Consider the following 20,706-nt stretch of genomic DNA (forward strand, 5'->3'; position numbering starts at 1 on the left):
TAGGCGCGTTACCGGGCTTGGGATACGCCGGTTTGCCTGCTAGTTTGTCAAAAATATTTTGACAAAGGAGCGTGGCCAGCCATGGTCAGTCTGGATCGATTCGACACGTTCAAGGCTGTGGTCGAGGCGGGATCACTCACCGCAGCAGCGGATTTGCTGGGGCAGACTCGCGCCGTGGTCAGCTTCAATCTCAAGCGTCTGGAAGCCGAACTCGGCGTGACCCTGCTCACGCGCAACACTCGCCAGTTGGCGCTGACCGATGCGGGCGAGCGCTTCTATCTGCGCTGCACGCGCATGCTCGAAGAGGCCCACCTGGCGGTGGAAGAGGCCCGCAGCGAACATGCCCAGCTCAAAGGTACGCTGCGCATCACCACCACCGTCGAATATGCCCTGGCCGTGGTGGCTCCGGCGGTGGAAGCCTTTCGCCGCCTGCACCCGGACCTGAATATTCACCTATCCACGTCTTCCACCCACGCCGATCTGATTTCCGAGCGTTTTGACGTGGCGATTCGCCTGGGGCGCTTGCTGGACTCCAATCACCGCGCCGTGCAGTTATCGACGTTCGAGGTGTTTGCCGTCGCGGCACCGCCGTTTGCCGGGGTGCACACTCTGGATGGGTTGGAGCAGGTGCCCAGGCTAGGCCATGGCCGGCTGACCGCGCTGAGCCTGACCGATCCGGCCGGCGTCGAGCATCTTTATCGTGCCGGCCCTTGCGCCTTGGTGGCCGACAGCGCTGCGGTCCTCCAGGCATTTGCCGTGCGGGGTCACGGCGTGGCGATTCTGCCGCAATGGCTGGTGCAGCAAGATCTGGACGCGGGTCGGCTGGTGCGCGTATTGGCGGACCATCGCTTCGCGCCCCAAGGGGTTTACGCGATGTATCCGGATACGCGGCATTTGCCGCTTAAGGTGCGGGCGTTTATTGATTTCCTGAAGGGTTAGAGACGGCCATCCAAGCCAAAACGCTTCTTCAACACCCTTTCCAGCAACGCCTTGGGCAACAGCGCCGCCATCAACGGCAAGGCCCGGCTGCCGTTGCCCGAGCGCAACAGGCGCGGTGGCTGCCGGCGTTGCACGGCCTTGAGCACGTCCGCGGCAAATTCGCTGGCCGGAGTGGGTTTGTCCTGGGAGGCCTGGCTGCGCGCACGAATGCCTTCGCGCAGCGGCCACCAGGGTGATTTTTCGTTGATCAACAGCTCGGCCTGGGCACCGGCATTTTTGGCAAAGTGGGTATTGATTGCGCCGGGCTGCACTTCCAGCACGCGCACGCCAAACGGGGCCAGCTCCATGCGCAGCGCGTCGCTCAATGCATGTACGGCGGCTTTGGAGGCGCAATAGGCCCCGGCGAACGGGGTGACCAATACGCCGGAAACGCTGCCGATATTGACGACCAGTCCTCTGCTGCGACGCAACGCGGGAAACAGCGCCTGTGTCACGCCGACGATGGAAAACACATTGGTCTCGAATTGGCGCTGCATCGCCTCGGTGCCGCCGTCGAGCAGCGGGCCCATGGCGCCGTAGCCGGCGTTGTTGACCAGCACATCCAGCTCGCCCAATTGATCGGCCAGGCGCTGCAAGGCGCCAGGGTCGTTGACGTCCAGTTGCACGGCGTTGAAGCCGGCGGCGGCGAGGGCGGCGACATCCTCGGTGCGGCGGGCGCTGGCCCATACGTCATAACCTGCGGCCTTGAAGGCGTCGGCCAGCGCGCGGCCGATGCCGCTGGAACAACCGGTGATCAGTACGTTGGGCATGGGTCAATCCTTTGTCAGTCCGAGAAGCTGCCTTGCAGGTGCTCGGCACGAAATTCCAGGGTTTGTGGGCGGTAGCCGGGGCGCAGTGGCGGGACGGGCAGGCAGTCATCCCAGGTGGCGCCGGCCTGCAGTTCGCCGGGGCCGCGGTAGCGGGGGGCAGCGTAGACGTTATCGGCCAGGTTCACCGTGTCGCCCGGCGCATAGGCGGCGACGCGCCAGCGCAGTTCGGTGAGGGGCACGTCATTGCCGTTGTTCAGGGTCAGCTTGAGCGGCCTGTCAGCTGGACATTCCTGCGAGGCATAGGTGATGCGCAGTTCCAGGCGGGCCAGTTGCGCGGCTTCGCGGTTATCCAGCCAGACCACCCAAACGGCGACGCACGCCAAGCCCGCCAAGCCCGCCAAGGCGGCCAGGGAGACCGGCAAGGCCTTGGCCGGATACCGCAACAGCAGGACCAGCCAGGTGATGATCAGGAGAACGCCGAAAAACATGGTGACCACCTCGAATAGGGAAGGAGCATCCTAACGTAAGCGTAGGTGGGATGGGTTACCTTGAGAGGGGTGTTGATTGGGCTGACGCCATCGGGGGCAAGCCCCCTCCCACATTTGAATGTGTTCACAAACCCAAGGTGGGAGCAACTGCCTCATTGGATTCAATTCAGAAGTCATTTTCATAGGCAGCAAAGCTCCCGCGAAGAGCGCGGGAACGATCAGCAAAAAGCCCCCACCCAACCCACTGCGGATAGGGGACGCAATGGGCTGGGTGAGGGCTTCTTGTACGACTGTTTTACTGCGCGATAGTTTTCACCGAAACACCACGCTCAATCGGCGTCGAGCGACCGTAGATATCTTCGAACCGCTCGATATCGTCTTCGCCCAGGTAGCTGCCCGATTGCACTTCGATGATCTCCAGCGGGATCTTGCCCGGGTTGCGCAGGCGGTGCACCGAGGCGATCGGGATGTAGGTGGACTGGTTCTCGCACAGCAGGAACACGTTGTCGTCACAGGTCACTTCAGCCGTGCCGCTGACCACGATCCAGTGTTCGGCGCGGTGGTGGTGCATCTGCAGCGACAGGCAGGCGCCCGGCTTGACCGAGATGTGCTTGACCTGGAACCGCCCGCCCATGTCCACCGAGTCGTAGGAGCCCCACGGACGGTAGACTTCGCAGTGGTTCTGGGTCTCGCTGCGGCCCTGCTCGTTGAGGGTGTTGACCATCTGCTTGACGCCCTGGACCTTGTCCTTGTGGGCAATCATCATCGCGTCCTTGGTTTCCACCACCACGATGTTGTCCAGACCGATCACCGAGACCAGCTTGCCGTTGCCGTGCACCATGCAGTTGCGGCTGTCCTGGATGACCACGTCACCTTTGCTCACGTTGCCGTTGGCGTCCTTGTCGTTGACCGCCCACAGCGAGGCCCAGCAACCCACGTCGCTCCAGCCGGCGCTCAGTGGGACAACGCAGGCGCGTTGGGTTTTTTCCATCACGGCGTAGTCGATGGAATTGTCGGGGCAGCAGGCGAAGGTGGCTTCGTCGAAGGTCACGGTGTCGGCGGTCTGCTCGCTGCGCTCCAGGGTCAGTACGCAGGTGTCGTAGATGTCCGGGTCGTGCTTTTTCAGCTCTTCCAGGAAACGGCTGGCGCGGAACAGGAACATGCCGCTGTTCCAGAAATAGCCGCCGCTTTTGACAAACTCGACCGCGCGTTTTTCATCGGGCTTTTCCACGAACTGCTGCACGCGGCTCACGCCTTCAGGCAGCAGCGAATCGTTTGTGGACTTGATGTAGCCGTAGCCGGTTTCCGGACGCGTGGCCGGTACGCCGAACAGCACCATTTCGCCGCGCTCGGCGGCCACGGTGGCCAGGGCGAGGGCGCGTTGCAGGGCTTTCTGGTCGTCGATCACGTGGTCGGCCGGCAGCACCAGCATCAACTCGTCACGGCCTTCGTTGACCAGCATCATCGCCGTCAGGGCCACGGCTGGCGCGGTGTTGCGGCCGAACGGCTCCATCAGGATACGTTGGCATTCAAGCTTACGCGCGCTCAGCTGTTCGTTGACGATGAAGCGGTGGTCCTTGTTGCAGACCACGATCGGGGAGTCCATGCCTTCGAACACCAGACGCTCCAGGGTTTGCTGGAACAGCGTGTGCTCGCCGGTCAGGGCCAGGAATTGCTTGGGGAACTGTTTGCGGGAAAGCGGCCAAAGACGTGAGCCGCTACCACCGGAAAGGATTACTGGGATCATGGGTGTTTCTCCTAAAAGATAGTTGGAAGCTGCAAGCCATAAGCTGCAAGTAACAGCGCTTGACTTGCAGCTTGAAGCTTGTCGCTTAGTACTCACGCAATCAGCGGGTCGACACCGGGCGTTTCACCCAGACTGGCGACAGGCTCGAACCGGAACCGGTGACGTACAGCACCGCCGCTTCACCACGTTCCAACGCAACCGGCTTCACATCGCCGACTTTCTTGTCACCGTCATACAACGCCAGGCTGACCTTCACCGGGTTGATCTCACGTTCGCCACGGCCTTTGGCGGCCACCGACTTGACCACGTCGGTCTTGCCGTCAGCGGTTTTCAGGGTGAGGGCCTTGTCGCTGAGGTTCTGCACCCGCACCAGGGATTTCTGCTTGTTCTTGAACGGCGGCTCTTCGATCAGTTGCGGCTGGCCGCTGCCGTTGTTGACCAGGGTGTAGTAATGATCGGCGGCGAGCTTGACCGGCACGGTCTGGCTGCCGACCTTGGCGCTGTAGTCACCGCCCGGCATGAAGCTGAAGTCGCTGCTGGCCAGTGGCGCGACGTCGCTGAGGTTGGTGCTGCCGACGGTGGCGCTGACTTCCTGGTTGCTGGCGTTGTAGATGCGCACGAAGCTCGAACCTTTTGGCGCGGTCGGGCCGTAGAGCGCGGCGTCACCACCGGCGAAGGCGGACATCGATACGAAGCTCAGGCCGGCGGCGATAGCCAGGGTCTTGGCGAGACGACGCGGAGTAGTAGTGAAAGTCATGTGAGTTACCTCTCTTTCAGTTTTGCGCCCGGTCGGGCGTCTCGGGTTTCTGATTTTTAAAAGCAGGGGTGTTGCTTGCCATGTTTTGTTGGCGCGAACCGGCTTGTTTAAGCTGCGCAACCCAGGCTGGGTCGGCATCACCGATTTCGTTGTTGATAGGCAGATAGCGTTCAGGGAACTCCCAGATCAGCACCTGGGGCGGGCTGTTCTTGAAGTCGTCACTTTTCAGGTAGCTGAGCATCGGCAGGATCGGGCCGTGGCCGTCTTCGGCGTAGCTCACCACGTCGCTGCCCAGGGCCTGCTTGAGGGCGCCGACGAAGTTCCAGTTGGGGTTGGCGCTGTAGCTGGTGCCGACCAGCGCAACCGGTGCTTGGCTGTCGCTGAACAGCGCGTCGTCGCCCTGGGCCTGGGCCAGGTGGGTGACGCGTTTTTCCAGCGGCTCTTTAGGCGGCATCAGATTTTCGAACAGCGGGTCCAGCGGCAGGAACAGACGCAGGTCGCCTTTATGGGGTTCGGTCTTTTCCGCTTCGGTGACAAAGCGCTGGGGCTCGCCGCTGAGCGGGGTCTTGTCGGCAATCACCTTGGCCAGTTGCTTGGCGGCGATTTCGGCACCGTCCGGGGTCCAGTGGGTGTCGGTGCGCAGGAACACTTGCTTGCCGCTCAGCTTGGCCTGTTGCAGCGGGCCGAGCAGGTCGGGGGCAATGATCTTGTCTGCCGCGACACGGGCGTGGAAGTCCTGGTACAGGTCGGCATGGATGCTCGCCGGCTTCACTTCACCCAGATGCTCCGGATACAGGCGCACCTTGGCCGGCACGATCGCCATCACCAGTTGGACGCCCTTGGCCTTGAGCTTCTGGCGCACGCCTTCGACCAGCGCGTAGTTGCCTTGCAGGTTCTGGTCTTCGTTGACGGCGGGGTTGAACTCTTCGTCGCTGTACAACCAGTGATCGCGGCCCAGCACCACGCCGGGGCGACCTTCATTGAACAGCTTGTAGTCCAGCGCCGCCCACAGGTTGGTGCCCAGGCGCTTGATCGGGAACTCGTCGTCGTAATGGGTCTCGACGGCTTTGGTCCAGCGGCCGTTGAGCACCGTTGCATCGGCATTGGTGCTGAAGCCGAAGAAGCTGCGCAGCGACCAGGCCCCCAGTGCCAGCAGCAGCACCAGGAACAGGGCGATATAGAGGACGCGTAATGAACGGGTCATGGTCGGCTCCCTCAGAATTGGAAGTAAAGGAACGGCGAGAAGCTCTGCGCCGACAGTTTCAGGATCGAGGCCACGAACAGCAGCAGCACTGCGGCGCGCATGGCGTAGCGTGGCCAGTCAGCGGTCCAGTAGGCCGGTTGCACGGCGGCGTCACGGCCCACGGTGAAGCCAGGCTCGTGGATGCTGCCAGGGTTGTCGCCGGGCACGGCCTTGATCAGGCTCGGATCGCTCGGCTTGGTCTTCTCGGCAGGGCGATTGGTGTAGAAATCGCGCAGGCCGAAGAACGCCAGCGTTGCGTAGGCCACCACCAGGGTCGCCACTTGCAGGCCGGTGAGGTTGGCGCGGTTGAGTTCCGACAGCGACCACTCGCCAAAGCTGAACATCGCACCGTACATACGCCCGGCGACGTGCAGGTTTTCGGCGCGGAAGATCACCCAGCCCATTACCACCAGCAGGAAGGTGAAGGCCCAGCGCAGCACATTGAAGCTGCGCGGCGCGGTGTTCAGGCCGATGGCTTTTTCAATCGCCAGCCACATGCCGTGCCAGGCGCCCCACACGATGTAGGTGATGTTGGCGCCGTGCCACAGACCCCCTAGCAGCATGGTCAAAAACAGGTTGCGGTAGGTGATCAGCGTGCCTTTGCGGTTGCCGCCCAGGGTGATGTACAGGTAGTCGCGCAGCCAGGTCGACAGGCTGATGTGCCAGCGGCGCCAGAACTCGGTGATCGACTGGCTGATGTAGGGCTGCTTGAAGTTTTCCATGAAGCGAAAACCCATCATCAAGCCCAGGCCGATGGCCATGTCGCTGTAGCCGGAAAAGTCGAAGTACAGCTGCGCGGTGTAGGCCAGCGCGCCAAGCCAGGCATCGCCCGTCGTCGGGTTCTGCAGGGCGAAGCAATGGTCCGCCACTACCGCCAGGGTGTCGGCGATGAAGACTTTCTTGATAAAGCCCTGCATGAACCGCGTGCAGCCCTCGGAGAACTTGTCGAGGGTGTGGGTGCGGTTGTTGAACTGGTCGGCCAGGTCACGGAAACGCAACACAGGGCCGGCGATCAGGTGCGGGAAGATCGCCACGAACGCCGCGAAGTCGATCAGGTTGCGAGTCGCCGGCGTGTCGCCACGGTACACGTCGATGATGTAGCTGATGGACTCGAAGATGTAGAACGAGATACCGATCGGCAACAGCACGTGGGTGAGAATGAACGGCTCCAGGCCAGCCGACTTCATCATGACGTTGATGCTGTCGACGCCGAAGTTGGCGTACTTGAAGTAGCCGAGGATGCACAGGTCGACGGCCACGCCCAGCAGCAGCCAGCGCTGGGCCGGCTTGGTGCGCACGCCCGCCGCACCGACCTTGAGGCCGATCCAGTAGTTCCACAGCGTGACGGCCGCGAACAGCGCCAGGAAGTCCACTCGCCACCAGGCGTAGAACACGTAGCTGGCAATCAGCAGCAGCAGATTGCGATAGCGTTGCCCGCTCAAGTAGTACAAGCCGAGAAAGATCGGCAAGAACAGAAACAGGAACACATTGGACGAGAAAACCATCCCGATCTCTCCATGTTTAACCAACAGTCAAGGGCCAGAGCCCCCCCAAACCCCCCCACGATTTCGGGGGAGGGCGGTACAACATTCCTACTGACGAAACCGGCTTCCAATGTGGGAGGGGGCTTGCCCCCGATAGCGGTGTGTCATTCAACACAGATGGCGACTGTTACACCGCCATCGGGGGCAAGCCCCCTCCCACAGTTTCAACCGTGTCTCGTCAGGAACCTTTGTTGCCTTTTTCATGCGCCGGGTCGTAGACCTTGGTCAGGTCGCCGCCCAGGCGGAACGTCTTGAACGGCTGCATGCCATGCTTGCGCTCCAGTACGTCCGGGGCGCAGGTGTAGAGGGTGCAGAACGGTTCGAGCCAGGCGAATTTCATCGCCTCCTTCAAATCCTTCATGTCCTGCTCCTTGCCGTTCTTCTGTTCGAAGATGTCCGGGTCCTTGACCCCGGCGAGCACCTTGTCGCCCAGGCGCTTGAGCGCACTGTTGTTTTCCTGGCGCAGATCAACCCCGTTGACCAGCGCGAAACTGGCGATCATCGACAGCGGCGGCAGGGCGTAGTTGTGGTACGACAAGGCCCGTTGCTGACGCTTCAATTCGTTGGGCAAGAAGCCCTGGTCGTCGACCTGGTTCACGCCGACCTTGTATTCCTTCACGGCCCAGTCGAACAGGTCGCGACGGTTGGTGGCGATGGACGTGGCCATCACCGACCAGGCGGCCCAGTACGAATGGTTGTTGGTTTTTTCCAGCGGCAGGTTGTCCCAGTCGCTGACCACTTGATCGGCCAGCTTGTTGAACCAGGCCTCGATCAGTTGCGATTCCTGCGGGTGATTGGCCAGCGGGTGCGAGTCGGAGAATTTCAGCCGCACATAGGCCGAAGCCATGCTGCCCAGCGCCCATTTGCGCATGGACTTGCCGGTGTGGTTGAAGTCCTTGGACATCAAGGCGTCGGCCTTGGCCCACGACACCAGCCAGTTCAGCGTGCATTCGAGCTGCTGTGGGCGGCCGTCGCGCATGAACTGCATCACGCGCTTGCTGGTGTCTTTTTCCAGCTTGGTGATGTCGGCGGTGCTGTCGCGAAAGGCTTTTTCCGACTGCACGTTCAGGGTCGAGCGGGCCTTGTCGGAGCCTTCGTACTTGCTGCGAAACTGCAGAGGCCCGGTATAGGGCGTCGGCATGGCGTCGCAGTTTTCCTTGAAGTCGCCGGTCTTGAACGCTTCGATCGGGGCGAAGTAGCCCTGGGGCGGACGCAGTGGCGCGGCCGCATTGACGGAGCCTGTGAACATTGCCAGGCCCAGCAGGGTAGGAAGCCATAACTTTTGCATAGGTAACCTCACTTCCCGAGTTGGGCGGTCTGCTGACCACCGCTTGGGAATACGTTGCGTGTGCAAATTTTCGCTTCGACCTTCTGCGCCGCAGCGCCCTGTTCCGGGCCCTGCACTTCCACGGCCAGCAAGTTCTGCGAGGCCCAGTCTTCATCGGTGCGCAGTTCAAAGGCGAAACGCCCGTCTGTATCGGATGTCTCGGGTTTTTCGATCTTGATGTCCTCGTGGCGCCCGTTCATGTACCAGAGGGTGGCTTGCAAGGTTTTCACCGACGGATCGGCGAAGCGGATATCGACCTGATGGTTGGCGTTGCGCAAGTCTTTGTTCGCGCTGTTGACCATCAGTTCGTTTTTGCCTGGTTTGAGCGTGGTGCTGGCCGACATCTGCGCGGTCTTGCCCTCACAGCCGTTGTCGAGCAGGGCCATCATCTGGCGGTAGATGGTTTCCTGGTCGAGGCGGTACAGCGGCGAGAATTCCCAGATCAGGATCTTGGGCGGGGTTTTCTGGAATTCGTCACTGCCCAGGTACTGCAGCATCGAACCTTCCAGGCCACCGCCGGGGAAGGCGACGTTGAGGATGTCGGCACCGATTTCCTCTTCCAGGAAACCGGCGAAGTTGTAGTTCTTGCCGCTGTGGCTGGTGCCCACCAGGGTGATCTGCGGGTTGCCCGAATCGCCGAACAGGTCGCCGTCACCGGCTTCGCCCTTGGGCTCGGTGGTGAACTGGTCCATGTACTGGATCGCATAGCTGGTGCCGCACAGTTGCCCGGCCATGTTGTGCAGGGTACCGGTCTTGCCCATGCGGCCCGAGCGCTTGGTCTCGAATTCGCGCTTGGGAATATCGGCGAATTCGGGCATCTGCTTGACCTTGGCCGCGACGATTTTCGCGGTGCGCTGGGCGCCGTACGGCGTCCAGTGCTGGTCACCGCGGAAGTAGAAGTCGTGGGCCGGCAATTCATCCGGCAGTTGCTCGTTGGTCAACGGCGACAGGTCCGGCACCACGTAGCCCATCTTGGCGAAACGGCCCAACATGGTCTTGTAGTTGGTCAAGGCCTTGTCGAAATCGTACTTGGCCTTTTCCTCGGGGTTGAGCTTGTTGCGGTTTACCAGGCCACGGGTTGGCTGGTACACCACCACCAGTTCAACGCCCTTGGCCTTGAACGCATCGTGCAACTGCTGCATGCGTTTGTAGCCGGCCGGGGTGGTGTCGAATTCGGTGCGCAGGTCTTCCTGGGTACGGAACAACCAGTCGCCCTGGGCTTGCACCAGGGTGGTGAAGTTCTGCTGGTAGCGCGTGGTGTAGTTCTTCGCGTCATGGGCGGCCGGGCACAGGCTGCAGCACGGTTCGGCGGTGAAGGTCGGCGCCTTGACTTCGTCGGCGCGCACGCCCTGGCTGGCCGCGAGCAGGCCGAGGGTCAGACCCGAGAGGCTCAGCAGTTTGATCATGTGTGGGTGCATAAGGGTCATCCTCAGTCCTGCATTTCGGTCTGGCGTTCGACAGGGTCGATCAGCACGGCTTTCTGCTGGCGCACCAGCAGGTCGAGAATCTCTTCCTGGCGATCACCGAGAACGCCGGAGAAGCTGATGCCGCTGGATTTCGTCGGCGCCAGCATCGACACGCGGTACAACTCGATACTCAGCGGTGAGTCGATCGACAACGGCCCGCTGCCATTGCCCGCCAGCTCACCGCCAACCACGATCAGCGAGACCTTGGCGTCGAACGGGTCGAGGGCGATGTCACGGTCGGTGTCGGTCAAGTCCTTGATGTGGCCGTACACGCCGGTGAGCCCGTTGGCCATGGCGGTATTTTCGTAGAGCTTGATGTTCACGCTGTTACGCACGCGAATACCGTGGCGACGGTTGCTGATGACCTTGTTGCCCCACAGCAGGTTGTCACCGCTCTCATAGAGGGTGATGCCGTCGGTGTGGTTGCGGTAGATCTCGTTGTCGGCGATCAGGTTGTTGACGCTGTTACGGTCGATCACCAGGCCCGAGAGCTTGTTGTCGTAGCTGCGGTTGTTGAAGATGAAGCTGTCGTTCACTTCCCGGGAAATGATGATGCCGTGCTTCTTCTTGGTGCCGTATACGGTGTTGTCGGCAATGATCAGGCCGTGGGAACGGTCGTGGGGGTCGATGCCGTAGACGATGTTGTCTTTGTAGGTGTTGCCCTTGATCACAAAGCCTGTGGTTTCGTAGCAGTAGAAGCCGTACCACATGTCCGAGAACTCGGAATCGATGATCCAGCCGGTCGGTTCCGGACGCTTGAGCACCTTGGCCATGTTCGGCGTGTACTGGGAGATACTCACCCCGTACGACTTACTGTTGGCGTAGCCGAAGCTGGCCATCTTGGTCTTGGAGATGTAAGTCTCGGTGCCGCCCCAGGCCAGCAGGAACGGGCGAAATTCCTTGGGCGACTTGAACAGCGCCGGACCGTTGGTTTTCTCATCCCAGCCGGTGACCTTGGTGTCGCGCACGAACAGTTGCCCGTCGTTGATCAAAAACGAACCGGCTTGCTGGGACAGGCGCAGTTCCTGGGTCTCTTTGTCGATGTCGAGGATGCCTTTACGGCCGACCACGATGGGCAGCTTGGCCAGGAATACGCCCGGCGACGTTTCGCTGAAGTACTGCTTGGGCACCTTGCCCAGCAAGTCCTTGAGGTTCATGTAGCCGTCGTCGACAAAGATCGCCTGGGGAATGCCGTGCTGGCGCACCACCCATTCGGCCATCTTGTTATCGCCGCCGATGAAGTCCTTGAGGGCGTCTTCCTGCATCATGCGGCGAATGCTGATTTTGCCCGGCTTGGTTCTGACGATTTTCTTTTCCATGGCTGCGGCGGTGTAGCCCGACAGATCGGGCAGCGCCGGCTTGGCCATTTCCAGCGGCGCGGTCGGCGGGCTGGAAATGGTGTAGGTCTTGGCCTGTTGCAGTTCCTTGGCGATGGTCGGCGCCTTGGCCGCCGTATCGGCAAACGCAGGGGCGCTGGCCACCAGCATTGCCGCGACGAGTAGGCTTTGAGCATTCATTGCGCAGGCTCCCATCAGAATTTCCAGATCACGTCGACAAAGGCGCGGTGCATGTACGAGTCGACCTGGCTGCCGTAGGCATCGCCCGGTTTGAACACGCCGGCGCGCAGGCGCACCAGGGCCGACGGCTCGTCGATCGACTGGCTGAGCCCGGCCGGCAACAGGCCTTTCTTGAAGTACTTGGTGACCACAAGGTCCATTTCCTGGCCCAGGTCTTTCTTGCCGTCTTCCAGCGGCAGGGAGGTGCTGGAGAGGATCGCGCCGGTCACGTCATCGGTGTTGTTCTGCACCGCATCGATGCCGTTGCTGCCCACCGGCTTGTTGCCGTCCACGCGCCAGAACTTGTGGTAGACCAGGCTTGCGTCATAGTCCTCGCGCAGCTGCCAGGAACCGAACAGGCTCATGGACTGCATGTTGTTCATCTCGCCACGGAAGGCTTCGCCGAAGCGGTGCACGCGGGACTGGGTGCCGGTCCAGTTCGAACGGTTGCTTTGCAGGCCGTTCTGTTCGTACTCGGCACTGGCGCGCGAATAGGCCGCGCCCACTTGCCACTGCGGGTCCAGGCGCAGGCGCACGCCGATATCGGTGGCCCAGCCACTCACGTCATCGCTGCGCTTGGCGTTGGTGGGGCGGGTGCCGTCGGCGTTCAGCGCGTTGACCGTATCGCGATCGCCGCGCATGCCGGTGATGCTCGCCCAGTAGTTGACGGTGTTGGTGTTGCGCCAGTTATAGGCGTCGCTGTTGGCTTCGATGCCGAGCCAGGTCAGGTCGCCGTTTTCGCGTTTGTCCAACGGGTCGCTGGCCACGCCCGGTTCGGCGTAGTCGAGCTTGCCGTCGTCATGGGTGTGGTGGCCGCGCAGGCCGATCCACTGGCCCGGCGTCCACTGGTAGGCGGCGTCGGCGTAGAAGTGCTGGCGGTCCTTGTCCTTGGGCGACAGTTCCTTGAGGTCGGTGCGGTATTCGCTGAAGCGTTCAGCGGCGCCGACGTTGGCCTTGAGCAGGGTGGTGTCGAAGGTCCAGTTCAGCGCTTCGATGTTGGTGTCGCGCCATTGGCCGTCGTCATTGCGCAGGCGCTGGCGACCGAACTTGAGGATCTCGCCAGGGTAGGGCGTGAAGCCGCTGTAGCCCACCCAGAACTCGCGCAGGGCCAGGTAGTTTTTCTTGGCCTTGCGGTCGTCGTTGCTCGATTGTTCGGTGGTGTCGTCGGACGACTGTTGCAGGGTGTCGGTCTCGATGATGTCGCTGGACACCACCGCCTGGCCCATGGCGTAGGCACTCCACGCACCGCTTTCGCCGTAGATCCACGGGCGCAGGTCCAGGCCGATACCGTTGACGTCGCCGCCTTTCTGGGTGCCCAGGTCGCGGTCGTCTTCGGACTGCGCGGTGGCTTTGACTTCCAGGCCGAAGTTCTTCGCTTCGGTCAGCGCCGCCAGGGTCGGGCACGACCACAGCAGGGCGAAGGACAGGCCGATGCCGGCCTTGACGAATGGGTTGAGCTTCATAGGGATTCCTCGCCGTCTTCTTCTTGCAGGGCGTGCAGTTGCAGCGTGCTCTGGGCCAGGGTGCCGCGGGCCGCCAGTTCCTGTTGCACCAGGCGTTGGCCTTCGGCGCGTTGTTCAGGGGTCAGCGGGGCTTCGAGCTGGGTGGCCAGCTCAACGGCCTCTGGCGTGTCCTGGGCTTTGGCCAGTTGGCTGAAGACATAGGCGTTCAATGGGTCGGGCTTGGTGCCCTTGCCTTGGGAAAACAGTTGGGCGATGGCGAAGTCGGCGCTGTTCTGGCCGTTGCGCGCAGCGGTCAGCAGGTGGTCCAGAGCTTTTTGCGGGTAGACCTTGCCCAGGTAGCCACGGCGGTAGATCTGGCCGAGGTAGTAATCGGCGGCCACTTCACGGCCCACGGCTTTTTCGAAATGAGCTTCGGCGGCTTTGGCATCAGCCGGCACCCACTTGCCTTCGTAGTAGAGCTTGCCCAGCAACAGTTCGGCACGCGGCTGGTCGGCAGCGCGCCCGTTGTCGAGGTACTTCATCATCTGGTCGACGTCGCCCAGTTCGGGGAAGTCGTAGAGCAGTTGCGCCAGGCTGACCCAGGACGCCGGGTAGCCAGGGGCGATTTTTTCCAGCAGGGCCTGGGCGGTTTTCTCGTCCGGGGTGCCGAGGGTGGCATCGCCCAGCACGCGGGCAACGCTGTCGACACGCTGGGCGGTGACGGTGCCACGGCTGTAGCCTGCTTCCATTTGCTTGAGCAGTTCGGCCTGTTGCTCCGGCTGCTGTTTTTTCTGATAGACCGTGGCCAGCTCGACGTAGCAGATATCGGTGGTGTTCAGCGCGGCTTTGCAGATGCGCTCCACATCATCCAGGTGCTGGTCGTAGGTGCCCTGGGTGCGATACAGCAGTACCTGGGCCAGGCCGGCTTCCGGATAACCGGCGGCTTGCCACTGGCTGATCTGCTGCTGGGCGTTCACGTTGGGAAAGCTGTGGGGGTATTGCAGGTACAGCATCGCCAACGGAATCAGGGTGTTGCCTTCGCCATTGGCAAAGGCCTTTTTCAGCAGGCTTTGGGCTTCATGGTGTTCGGCTTCGGTGGCGCCGGGCTTGGCTGCCAGCAGGCGGCCAAGGCGTGCCTGGGCGCGCGGCGAGGTGTCCGCCGCGGCGCGGTAAGTGGCTTCGGCCTGTTTGATCTGCGCTGGGTCGCGGGTGCCGACCTGGATATCGGCCAGGCCCACCTGGGCCTCGCTGTAGCCCAGGTCTGCCAGTTGCTGGTAGTTCTGCTGCGCGGTGACGGTGTCGCCGCGCTTGAGGGCTTCGTTGGCCAGACGCTGGTCGGGCAGGCCGGCGCAACCGGCCAGGCTGACCGCAACCGCCAGCAACGCTACGGAACCCATGTGGGACCGGCGTTTGTGGCGAGGGAGCTTGCTCCCGCTGGGGTGCGAAGCGCCCCCAAGAGCCGGCTCCAGCTGCGCTGTCGAGCGGGAGCAAGCTCCCTCGCCACAGCAAGCCCGCTCCCACAGGGATTGTGTTGTTCTTGAGATAGGGTTCACAGGCATGTCCTCGCTTACAGACCGTGAGCCATGGCTTTATCGATCAGCCAGTTCAGCGAAGGGCCGCGGTCGCTGGTGACTTCCACCGGGCGGCCAGCGTAGCTGCTGTCCAGCGGTGCGTCTGGCTTGATTTGCACGCGAATGTCCGAAGACAGGTCGGCGCTGTTCAGGCTGGTGCTGCTGACGATGGTGCCGGTGCGTACCTGGTCTTCGTCGGCGACCTGGAAGGTCACTGGGGTACCTGGGCGCACGTCACCGAACTGGCGATAGGTGAAGCGTGCTTCCACATTGGCCTGGCTGCCGCGCGGCACCAGTTGGAAGATCACATCACCTTTGCTGGCGTACTGGCCGTCGGCGACCAATTGCTGGGCGACCACGCAATCGCACGGCGAGGTCAGTGTGCCGGTCATTTGCTTGCCGAACAGCTCTTCGACCTTGGCCGGTTGCAGCTGGTCTTCGTCCAGATGGCCCTTGAGCACGTCGAGCATGCTGGTGCTGAACGTGGCCAGTGGCGCGCCCTTGGCCGCTACCGAATCACCTTTGAGCAGGCTTTGCACGGTGCCGTCGCGCGGCATGGTCACGTTCATCCCCGGTACGCTGACAAGGCCGGCCTGGGCGTGGCTGACGAAGTACATGCCGTACAGCGACTTGAACACAAAACCGAACGCGGCCAGGCCCACCAGGAAGATCGCCAGGCTGAACGTCACGGCGCGCAGGCGACCGAAGGCGGTCATGTTGCTGCCGCCGTCCTTGACCTTGCGCGCCTTGGTGAAGTTGTCGCGTTGCAGGGTGGCGAGTACGTCGCCCATGGTCACGATGTCGCCGGACAAGTGCGAGGTGATCAGGTGACGCAGGGTGGAAATGTCCTGGGCGTCGAGGTTCTGGAACTGGCAACCGGTGCGGCCGGTCTGGCGGTCGTAGGAGCGAATCTGCAGCTCCACGTCCATCGCCAGGCCGAGGTTATCGATGACAAATTGCAGGCGACCCTTGTGCACCTGGCCGACGGTCAGCGGCTGGGTGGCGGTGAACGCCAGGCCGCCGGCGGACAGGTCGATCACCCGCGCTTCGGTCGGCGTGCGGTCGCTGTTGAAAAAGCGCAGCTTGGCCGGGATTTTGACCCGGGCGTGCTGGCGCTGGGCTTCGGATTCGTGGACTACGTTGGCGTTTACTTGGCTGTTCATCAGGGCAATTTCCTTAAGTTAATTCAGGCTTGGCAGGGTCAGACCATCATCAGCAACACGGCAACGAAGATGCTGCCGGCGGAGAAGGTCATGGTCCGAGACGACCAGGTGTTGAACCAACGTTGAAAGCTGGCCAAATCGCGGGTCAGTTTGGTGTCCTGGCGGGTCCAGGACTGTTGATCAAGGCGGAAGAACACGTAGATCTTCACCAACGCGCCCATGATCTGGTTGTAATAGAGAATCAGCGGGTAGGCCGGGCCGATCGTGTGCCCGGAGCACGACAACAGCAGGGTGAGGATCAGGCGGGTGATGCCGATCCACAGCAGGTACGCAAGGATGAACGCGCCGCCGTACTTGAAGGTGGCGATGATCGCCACGGTCAGGCCGAGCAGGGAGGTCCACATCGACACGCGCTGGTCGAACAGCACCACGCTGGTGAACAGGCCGAGGCGGCGGATACCCAGGCCCAGGGCGCGAGAGTTCTGGCGCAGGTTGTTGCCGTACCAGCGGAACATCAGCTTGCGGCTGGCCTTGATGAAGCTCTTTTCCGGCGGGTGTTCCACGGTGTGGATGGCGGCATCCGGCACGTAGAACGTGTCGTAGCCCAGGCGCATCAGGCTGAACCAGCTGGATTTATCGTCACCGGTCAGGAATTTGAAGCGGCCCAGGCGCCAGTGTTGCAGCGAGTCGCTTTCCACGTCGGCGATAAAGCCCGGGTCGGTTACCACGCTGGCACGGAACACCGACATACGCCCGGTCATGGTCAGCACGCGCTTGGACAGGGCCATGGAACACATGTTGATGTGGCGTTGGGCGAAGCGCAGTTTGTGCCACTCGCTCATGATGTAGCCGCCGCGCACTTCGCAGAACTCGTTGGTGGTCAGGCCGCCGACGTTGCCGAACAGCTGGAACCACGGCACGGTCTTGCGCACTACGCCCTCGGCAAGCACGGTGTCGCCATCGATCACGGCCACCACGGCACGGTCGTCCGGCAGGTGGCGCGAGATGGCGCGGAAACCGAAAGCCAGGCCGTCACGCTTGCCGGTACCGGCGATGCGCACGAAGTCGAGCTTGACGTGAGCCGGTGGGTTGAGTTTTTCCCAGAGGCTCTTGACCAGCAGTTCATCGGACATTTCCACCAGCGAGCAGACCACGGTGGTGGGAAAGCCGCATTCGATGGCTTCGCGAATCACCGAGCTGTAGACCTGCGCGGTGGTCAGCGCGTCGATACGAAAACTGGTGACCATCAGGAACACATGGGATGGGTCCGCGGCCTTGCCCAGCTTGCGCACTTTGCGGCGCAGATGCGGGTACACCACGTAGAGAAACAGCATGCCGCGAAAGAAATGCGTTGCACCCATCGAGTAGCGCCAGATACCGACGGCGCCAATCAGGAAAATAAAATTCTTCGATTGCGAGTCGAAGGTGCTGGCTGGCAGAGCCAGAGCTAGAAGCGCTAAAAGCCCCAAAAATAATAGCCAGCCAGTCGCTTGGTTTAGCCTTTGCATAGTGGTGTCCGTCACAGAGAAGTCGGGCGGCAAGCCACAAGCTACAAGCCGAAAATCAGCGCTTCTAACTTGCAGCTTGCCGCTTGAAACTAGCCGCTGCTCCTTACCAGCAAATACCTTCGGTACGGCCGCTCACGCTGGTGGCCTTGGACATGAAGCCCACCAGGTCGACCACTTGCTTGCCGTGCGGGGCGTTATGGGCCAGGGCACGGAATTTCTCGTCACGGTTGCCCAGGATGATCACGTCGGAGTTGTTGATCACTTCGTCGAAGTCCGAGTTGAGCAGGGACGACACGTGGGGGATCTTGCCTTCGATGTAGTCCTTGTTGGCACCGTGCACGCGGGCGTATTCGACGTTGCTGTCGTAGATGCTCAGGTCATAGCCCTTGCCGATCAGCATTTCCGCCAGTTCCACCAGTGGGCTTTCGCGCAGGTCGTCGGTACCGGCCTTGAAGCTCAGGCCCAGCAGGGCGACTTTGCGTTTTTCGTGGCTGGAGACGATGTCGAACGCGTTCTGTACCTGGGACTCGTTGCTGCGCATCAGCGAGTTGAGCAGCGGCGCTTCCACGTCCAGGGAGCCGGCGCGGTAGGTCAGGGCGCGCACGTCCTTTGGCAGGCACGAGCCGCCGAACGCGAAGCCAGGGCGCATGTAGTACTGGGACAGGTTGAGGGTCTTGTCCTGGCAGACAACTTCCATCACTTCACGGCCATCGACGCCGACGGCCTTGGCGATGTTGCCGATCTCGTTGGCAAAGGTGACTTTGGTGGCGTGCCACACGTTGCAGGTGTACTTGATCATCTCGGCGACAGCGATGTCCTTGCGGATGATCGGCGCGTCGAGTTCCTCGTACAGCGACTGCAGGACGTCGCCGGAGGCTGTGTCGAATTCGCCGATAACGGTCATCGGCGGCTGGTCGTAGTCGGCGATGGCGGTGGATTCACGCAGGAATTCCGGGTTGACCGCCACGCCGAAGTCGACACCGGCTTTCTTGCCGGAGCAGTCTTCGAGGATCGGGATTACCACATTGGCCACGGTGCCCGGCAGTACGGTGCTGCGCACCACGATGGTGTGGCGGGTGGTCTTGTCGCGCAGGACAAAACCGATCTCACGGCATACCGATTCGATGTAGTTGAGTTCCAGGTCGCCGTTTTTCTTGCTCGGCGTGCCGACGCAAATCATCGACAGGTCGGTATCGCGGATGGCTTCGGCGAAGTTGGTGGTGCCACGCAGTCGGCCCGTCTGGATACCCTGGCTCAACAGCTCGCCCAGACCCGGCTCAACAATCGGCGATTTACCGGCGTTGATCAGGTCGATCTTTTCCTTGGAGATGTCTACGCCGACCACTTCATGGCCACGGGCAGACAAGCAACCGGCACACACTGCGCCAACGTAACCCAAACCGAATATGCTGATGCGCATCGCAATTACCTCTATATTTAAATCATGCCATTAGATGGCCGGAGTTCATGTTTGCAAGCGTCACTGATGCCGCGAAAGTTGGGCGAATAGACGCCGACTTACCGCGTGCAGGCATGTTGAATAACGAGTGACTAACTATTGCACTCAAGTTGTGCGCAACCAGGCCTTATTATTGGGGCTTGCCCTGAAATGCAGCCGTGCTTCCTTGGAGGAAGGCTCCGGCGCCGGTGCGGTAAGGCGTGGATGAAGGCAAAATGCCTTTTTTATCAACGTCTTGAATGCGTGCACGGGCTCATCTAGGTCAGCGCTGCCTTGGCCTGTAGGGAATAGCAATGCGTCCTTGTCGCCACCCTTAACTCGATCAGTTGATAATGTGACCATTGAGTCAAAGTCTTTTTATGACAACTTGACTACTTCCGTTGGTCGTTATGTAAGTCATCTCTTACAGGAACAGAGCATTTCGTTACCGGTGGTATGAGCGGTGCTTCAGGACGAAGTTCCTGGCCGCTCATCCTGTTTCCCGAAATTTTTTGAAATATTAGAAAAGATGGCACTGGTACTATATTGATAGCACTTGCTATTCAGGCCAGTAGTTGCGGGTAGTTGGCACGAAGGGATAGTTTTGTGCCACTACTGATAAAAAAATGCGGTGCCACTACGAAAAAAACCGACGAGTGTCGAGTGAATAAATTGTTAGAGTTGTATCTGTAAGTTTTTTTGACGTCAAATAAATGACTATTTGGATTTAAACCGCAGAAAAAATGTGGGAGGGGGCTTGCTCCCGATAGCGGTGTGTCAGCCCCTATAGAGGTGACTGTTGCATCGCCATCGGGGGCAAGCCCCCTCCCACCGTTGTAATTGAGTGCCTGTCGGGCCTTATTCCGGTGCGTGATCGCGCAGAAATACCAGGTTATCCGGCTTGGACTGCTCCGCATTGAAGCGATAACCCTGTACGTCGAATTGCTTGAGCTTGGCCGGATCGTTGATCCGCTCTTCAATCACAAACCGGCTCATCATGCCCCGGGCTTTTTTCGCATAGAAGCTGATGATCTTGTACTGGCCGTTCTTGAGGTCCTTGAACTCGGTGTTGATGATTCGCGCATTCAGGGCCGTGCGCTTGACCGCCGAAAAATACTCGTTGGACGCCAGATTGAGCAGCACGTCGTCGCCTTGTTCGGCCAGTGCCTCGTTGAGCCACTCGCTGATGCGCGTGCCCCAGAAAGCGTAAAGGTCCTTGCCACGGGCGTTGGCCAGCTTGGTGCCCATTTCCAGGCGGTACGGCATCATCAGGTCCAGTGGGCGCAGCAGGCCGTACAGGCCCGAAAGCATGCGCAAGTGGTCCTGGGCGTAGCTGAAGTCGGCATCGCTGAAGGTTTGGGCGTTGAGGCCGGTGTACACGTCACCCTTGAAGGCGAGCAGGGCCTGCTTGGCGTTCTCCGGGGTGAAAGCGGGATTCCAGCTGCCGAACCGAGCGGCATTGAGGCCGCCGATCTTGTCGGAGACGTGCATCAGCTCGCTGATCTGCGCCGGGCTCAGCTCGCGCAGTTGCTCGATCAGCTCCTGGGAGTGGTCGAGGTATTGCGGCTGGGTGAAGCGCGGGGTTACCGCCTTTGACTCGAAATCGAGGGTCTTGGCGGGGGAAATCACCATCAGCATGAAGTTGGCTCCTGAAATCGTGGCATGTAGCGTGGGCGCGATTCTAGGGGTTGGGGCGGTTTGACTCCAC

At 61.2% G+C, this 20,706-nt stretch carries 16 protein-coding genes; 1 reads left to right on the forward strand and 15 read right to left on the reverse strand.

Annotated elements, in window-relative coordinates; genetic code table 11:
* The first annotated feature begins 81 nt into the window (after window positions 1–81).
* Window positions 82–939 (forward strand): LysR family transcriptional regulator, encoded by an 858-nt coding sequence (locus SC318_RS05160; protein WP_320429908.1) that lies wholly within the window; start codon window positions 82–84, stop codon window positions 937–939.
* Here SC318_RS05160 and SC318_RS05165 read toward each other — a convergent pair.
* The 15 genes from SC318_RS05165 to yaaA all read right to left on the reverse strand — a co-directional run bounded on the left by SC318_RS05165 (window position 936) and on the right by yaaA (window position 20,636).
* Window positions 936–1,748 carry an SDR family oxidoreductase gene (locus SC318_RS05165; RefSeq protein WP_320429909.1) on the reverse strand — a complete coding sequence of 271 codons (813 nt, stop codon included), beginning with the start codon at window positions 1,746–1,748 and terminating at the stop codon, window positions 936–938. The two genes, SC318_RS05160 and SC318_RS05165, sit on opposite strands and share 4 nt — an antisense overlap.
* A 14-nt stretch (window positions 1,749–1,762) precedes the next feature.
* On the reverse strand, window positions 1,763–2,236 hold the full coding sequence (locus SC318_RS05170; RefSeq protein ID WP_320429910.1) for a multidrug transporter: 474 nt from the start codon (window positions 2,234–2,236) through the stop codon (window positions 1,763–1,765).
* Between the two features lie 295 nt (window positions 2,237–2,531).
* Window positions 2,532–3,983, reverse strand: coding sequence for a mannose-1-phosphate guanylyltransferase/mannose-6-phosphate isomerase (locus SC318_RS05175; RefSeq protein WP_124369708.1), 1,452 nt, complete (start codon window positions 3,981–3,983; stop codon window positions 2,532–2,534).
* Between the two features lie 100 nt (window positions 3,984–4,083).
* Entirely contained in the window at window positions 4,084–4,740 is a 657-nt protein-coding gene (locus tag SC318_RS05180) for an alginate O-acetyltransferase AlgF (RefSeq protein WP_320429911.1), read from the reverse strand.
* 16 nt (window positions 4,741–4,756) lie between these two features.
* Window positions 4,757–5,944 (reverse strand): alginate O-acetyltransferase, encoded by a 1,188-nt coding sequence (locus SC318_RS05185; protein ID WP_320429912.1) that lies wholly within the window; start codon window positions 5,942–5,944, stop codon window positions 4,757–4,759.
* An 11-nt stretch (window positions 5,945–5,955) separates the two neighbouring features.
* Window positions 5,956–7,488, reverse strand: coding sequence for an MBOAT family O-acyltransferase (locus SC318_RS05190; protein ID WP_320429913.1), 1,533 nt, complete (start codon window positions 7,486–7,488; stop codon window positions 5,956–5,958).
* A gap of 217 nt (window positions 7,489–7,705) precedes the next feature.
* On the reverse strand, window positions 7,706–8,815 hold the full coding sequence (locus tag SC318_RS05195; RefSeq protein WP_320429914.1) for a mannuronate-specific alginate lyase: 1,110 nt from the start codon (window positions 8,813–8,815) through the stop codon (window positions 7,706–7,708).
* A gap of 8 nt (window positions 8,816–8,823) precedes the next feature.
* Window positions 8,824–10,272, reverse strand: coding sequence for an alginate O-acetyltransferase (locus SC318_RS05200; RefSeq protein ID WP_320429915.1), 1,449 nt, complete (start codon window positions 10,270–10,272; stop codon window positions 8,824–8,826).
* 11 nt (window positions 10,273–10,283) lie between these two features.
* Complete coding sequence (gene algG / locus SC318_RS05205; RefSeq protein WP_306491706.1) at window positions 10,284–11,852, reverse strand: mannuronan 5-epimerase AlgG; 1,569 nt, start codon at window positions 11,850–11,852, stop codon at window positions 10,284–10,286.
* Window positions 11,852–13,339 carry an alginate export family protein gene (locus tag SC318_RS05210; RefSeq protein WP_320429916.1) on the reverse strand — a complete coding sequence of 496 codons (1,488 nt, stop codon included), beginning with the start codon at window positions 13,337–13,339 and terminating at the stop codon, window positions 11,852–11,854. The genes algG and SC318_RS05210 overlap by 1 nt, the downstream gene beginning before the upstream one ends.
* Entirely contained in the window at window positions 13,336–14,715 is a 1,380-nt protein-coding gene (algK, locus tag SC318_RS05215; RefSeq protein WP_320429917.1) for an alginate biosynthesis TPR repeat lipoprotein AlgK, read from the reverse strand. The genes SC318_RS05210 and algK overlap by 4 nt, the downstream gene beginning before the upstream one ends.
* 170 nt (window positions 14,716–14,885) lie before the next feature.
* Window positions 14,886–16,052, reverse strand: a complete 1,167-nt coding sequence (locus tag SC318_RS05220; RefSeq protein WP_320429918.1) for a PilZ domain-containing protein — start codon at window positions 16,050–16,052, stop codon at window positions 14,886–14,888.
* Between the two features lie 38 nt (window positions 16,053–16,090).
* Complete coding sequence (alg8, locus tag SC318_RS05225) at window positions 16,091–17,560, reverse strand: mannuronan synthase (protein WP_373424415.1); 1,470 nt, start codon at window positions 17,558–17,560, stop codon at window positions 16,091–16,093.
* Window positions 17,561–17,663: 103 nt separating this feature from the next.
* A complete protein-coding gene (locus SC318_RS05230) occupies window positions 17,664–18,980 on the reverse strand; it encodes a nucleotide sugar dehydrogenase (protein WP_320429919.1) in 1,317 nt (438 codons plus the stop codon).
* Window positions 18,981–19,856: 876 nt separating this feature from the next.
* Window positions 19,857–20,636 carry a peroxide stress protein YaaA gene (gene yaaA, locus SC318_RS05235; RefSeq protein ID WP_320429920.1) on the reverse strand — a complete coding sequence of 260 codons (780 nt, stop codon included), beginning with the start codon at window positions 20,634–20,636 and terminating at the stop codon, window positions 19,857–19,859.
* Window positions 20,637–20,706: the final 70 nt, after the last annotated feature.

Source organism: Pseudomonas sp. MUP55 (assembly GCF_034043515.1).
GTDB lineage: Bacteria > Pseudomonadota > Gammaproteobacteria > Pseudomonadales > Pseudomonadaceae > Aquipseudomonas.

Bases quoted from the DNA above. Each gene is read 5' to 3' on its own strand.
- algK (WP_320429917.1), bottom strand. From the start codon at position 14,715: ATGGGTTCCGTAGCGTTGCTGGCGGTTGCGGTCAGCCTGGCCGGTTGC.
- SC318_RS05170 (WP_320429910.1), bottom strand. From the start codon at position 2,236: ATGTTTTTCGGCGTTCTCCTGATCATCACCTGGCTGGTCCTGCTGTTG.
- SC318_RS05210 (WP_320429916.1), bottom strand. From the start codon at position 13,339: ATGAAGCTCAACCCATTCGTCAAGGCCGGCATCGGCCTGTCCTTCGCC.
- SC318_RS05185 (WP_320429912.1), bottom strand. From the start codon at position 5,944: ATGACCCGTTCATTACGCGTCCTCTATATCGCCCTGTTCCTGGTGCTG.
- SC318_RS05190 (WP_320429913.1), bottom strand. From the start codon at position 7,488: ATGGTTTTCTCGTCCAATGTGTTCCTGTTTCTGTTCTTGCCGATCTTT.
- SC318_RS05175 (WP_124369708.1), bottom strand. From the start codon at position 3,983: ATGATCCCAGTAATCCTTTCCGGTGGTAGCGGCTCACGTCTTTGGCCG.
- SC318_RS05180 (WP_320429911.1), bottom strand. From the start codon at position 4,740: ATGACTTTCACTACTACTCCGCGTCGTCTCGCCAAGACCCTGGCTATC.
- SC318_RS05195 (WP_320429914.1), bottom strand. From the start codon at position 8,815: ATGCAAAAGTTATGGCTTCCTACCCTGCTGGGCCTGGCAATGTTCACA.
- yaaA (WP_320429920.1), bottom strand. From the start codon at position 20,636: ATGCTGATGGTGATTTCCCCCGCCAAGACCCTCGATTTCGAGTCAAAG.
- SC318_RS05160 (WP_320429908.1), top strand. From the start codon at position 82: ATGGTCAGTCTGGATCGATTCGACACGTTCAAGGCTGTGGTCGAGGCG.
- SC318_RS05220 (WP_320429918.1), bottom strand. From the start codon at position 16,052: ATGAACAGCCAAGTAAACGCCAACGTAGTCCACGAATCCGAAGCCCAG.
- SC318_RS05165 (WP_320429909.1), bottom strand. From the start codon at position 1,748: ATGCCCAACGTACTGATCACCGGTTGTTCCAGCGGCATCGGCCGCGCG.
- SC318_RS05200 (WP_320429915.1), bottom strand. From the start codon at position 10,272: ATGCACCCACACATGATCAAACTGCTGAGCCTCTCGGGTCTGACCCTC.
- SC318_RS05230 (WP_320429919.1), bottom strand. From the start codon at position 18,980: ATGCGCATCAGCATATTCGGTTTGGGTTACGTTGGCGCAGTGTGTGCC.
- alg8 (WP_373424415.1), bottom strand. From the start codon at position 17,560: ATGCAAAGGCTAAACCAAGCGACTGGCTGGCTATTATTTTTGGGGCTT.
- algG (WP_306491706.1), bottom strand. From the start codon at position 11,852: ATGGGAGCCTGCGCAATGAATGCTCAAAGCCTACTCGTCGCGGCAATG.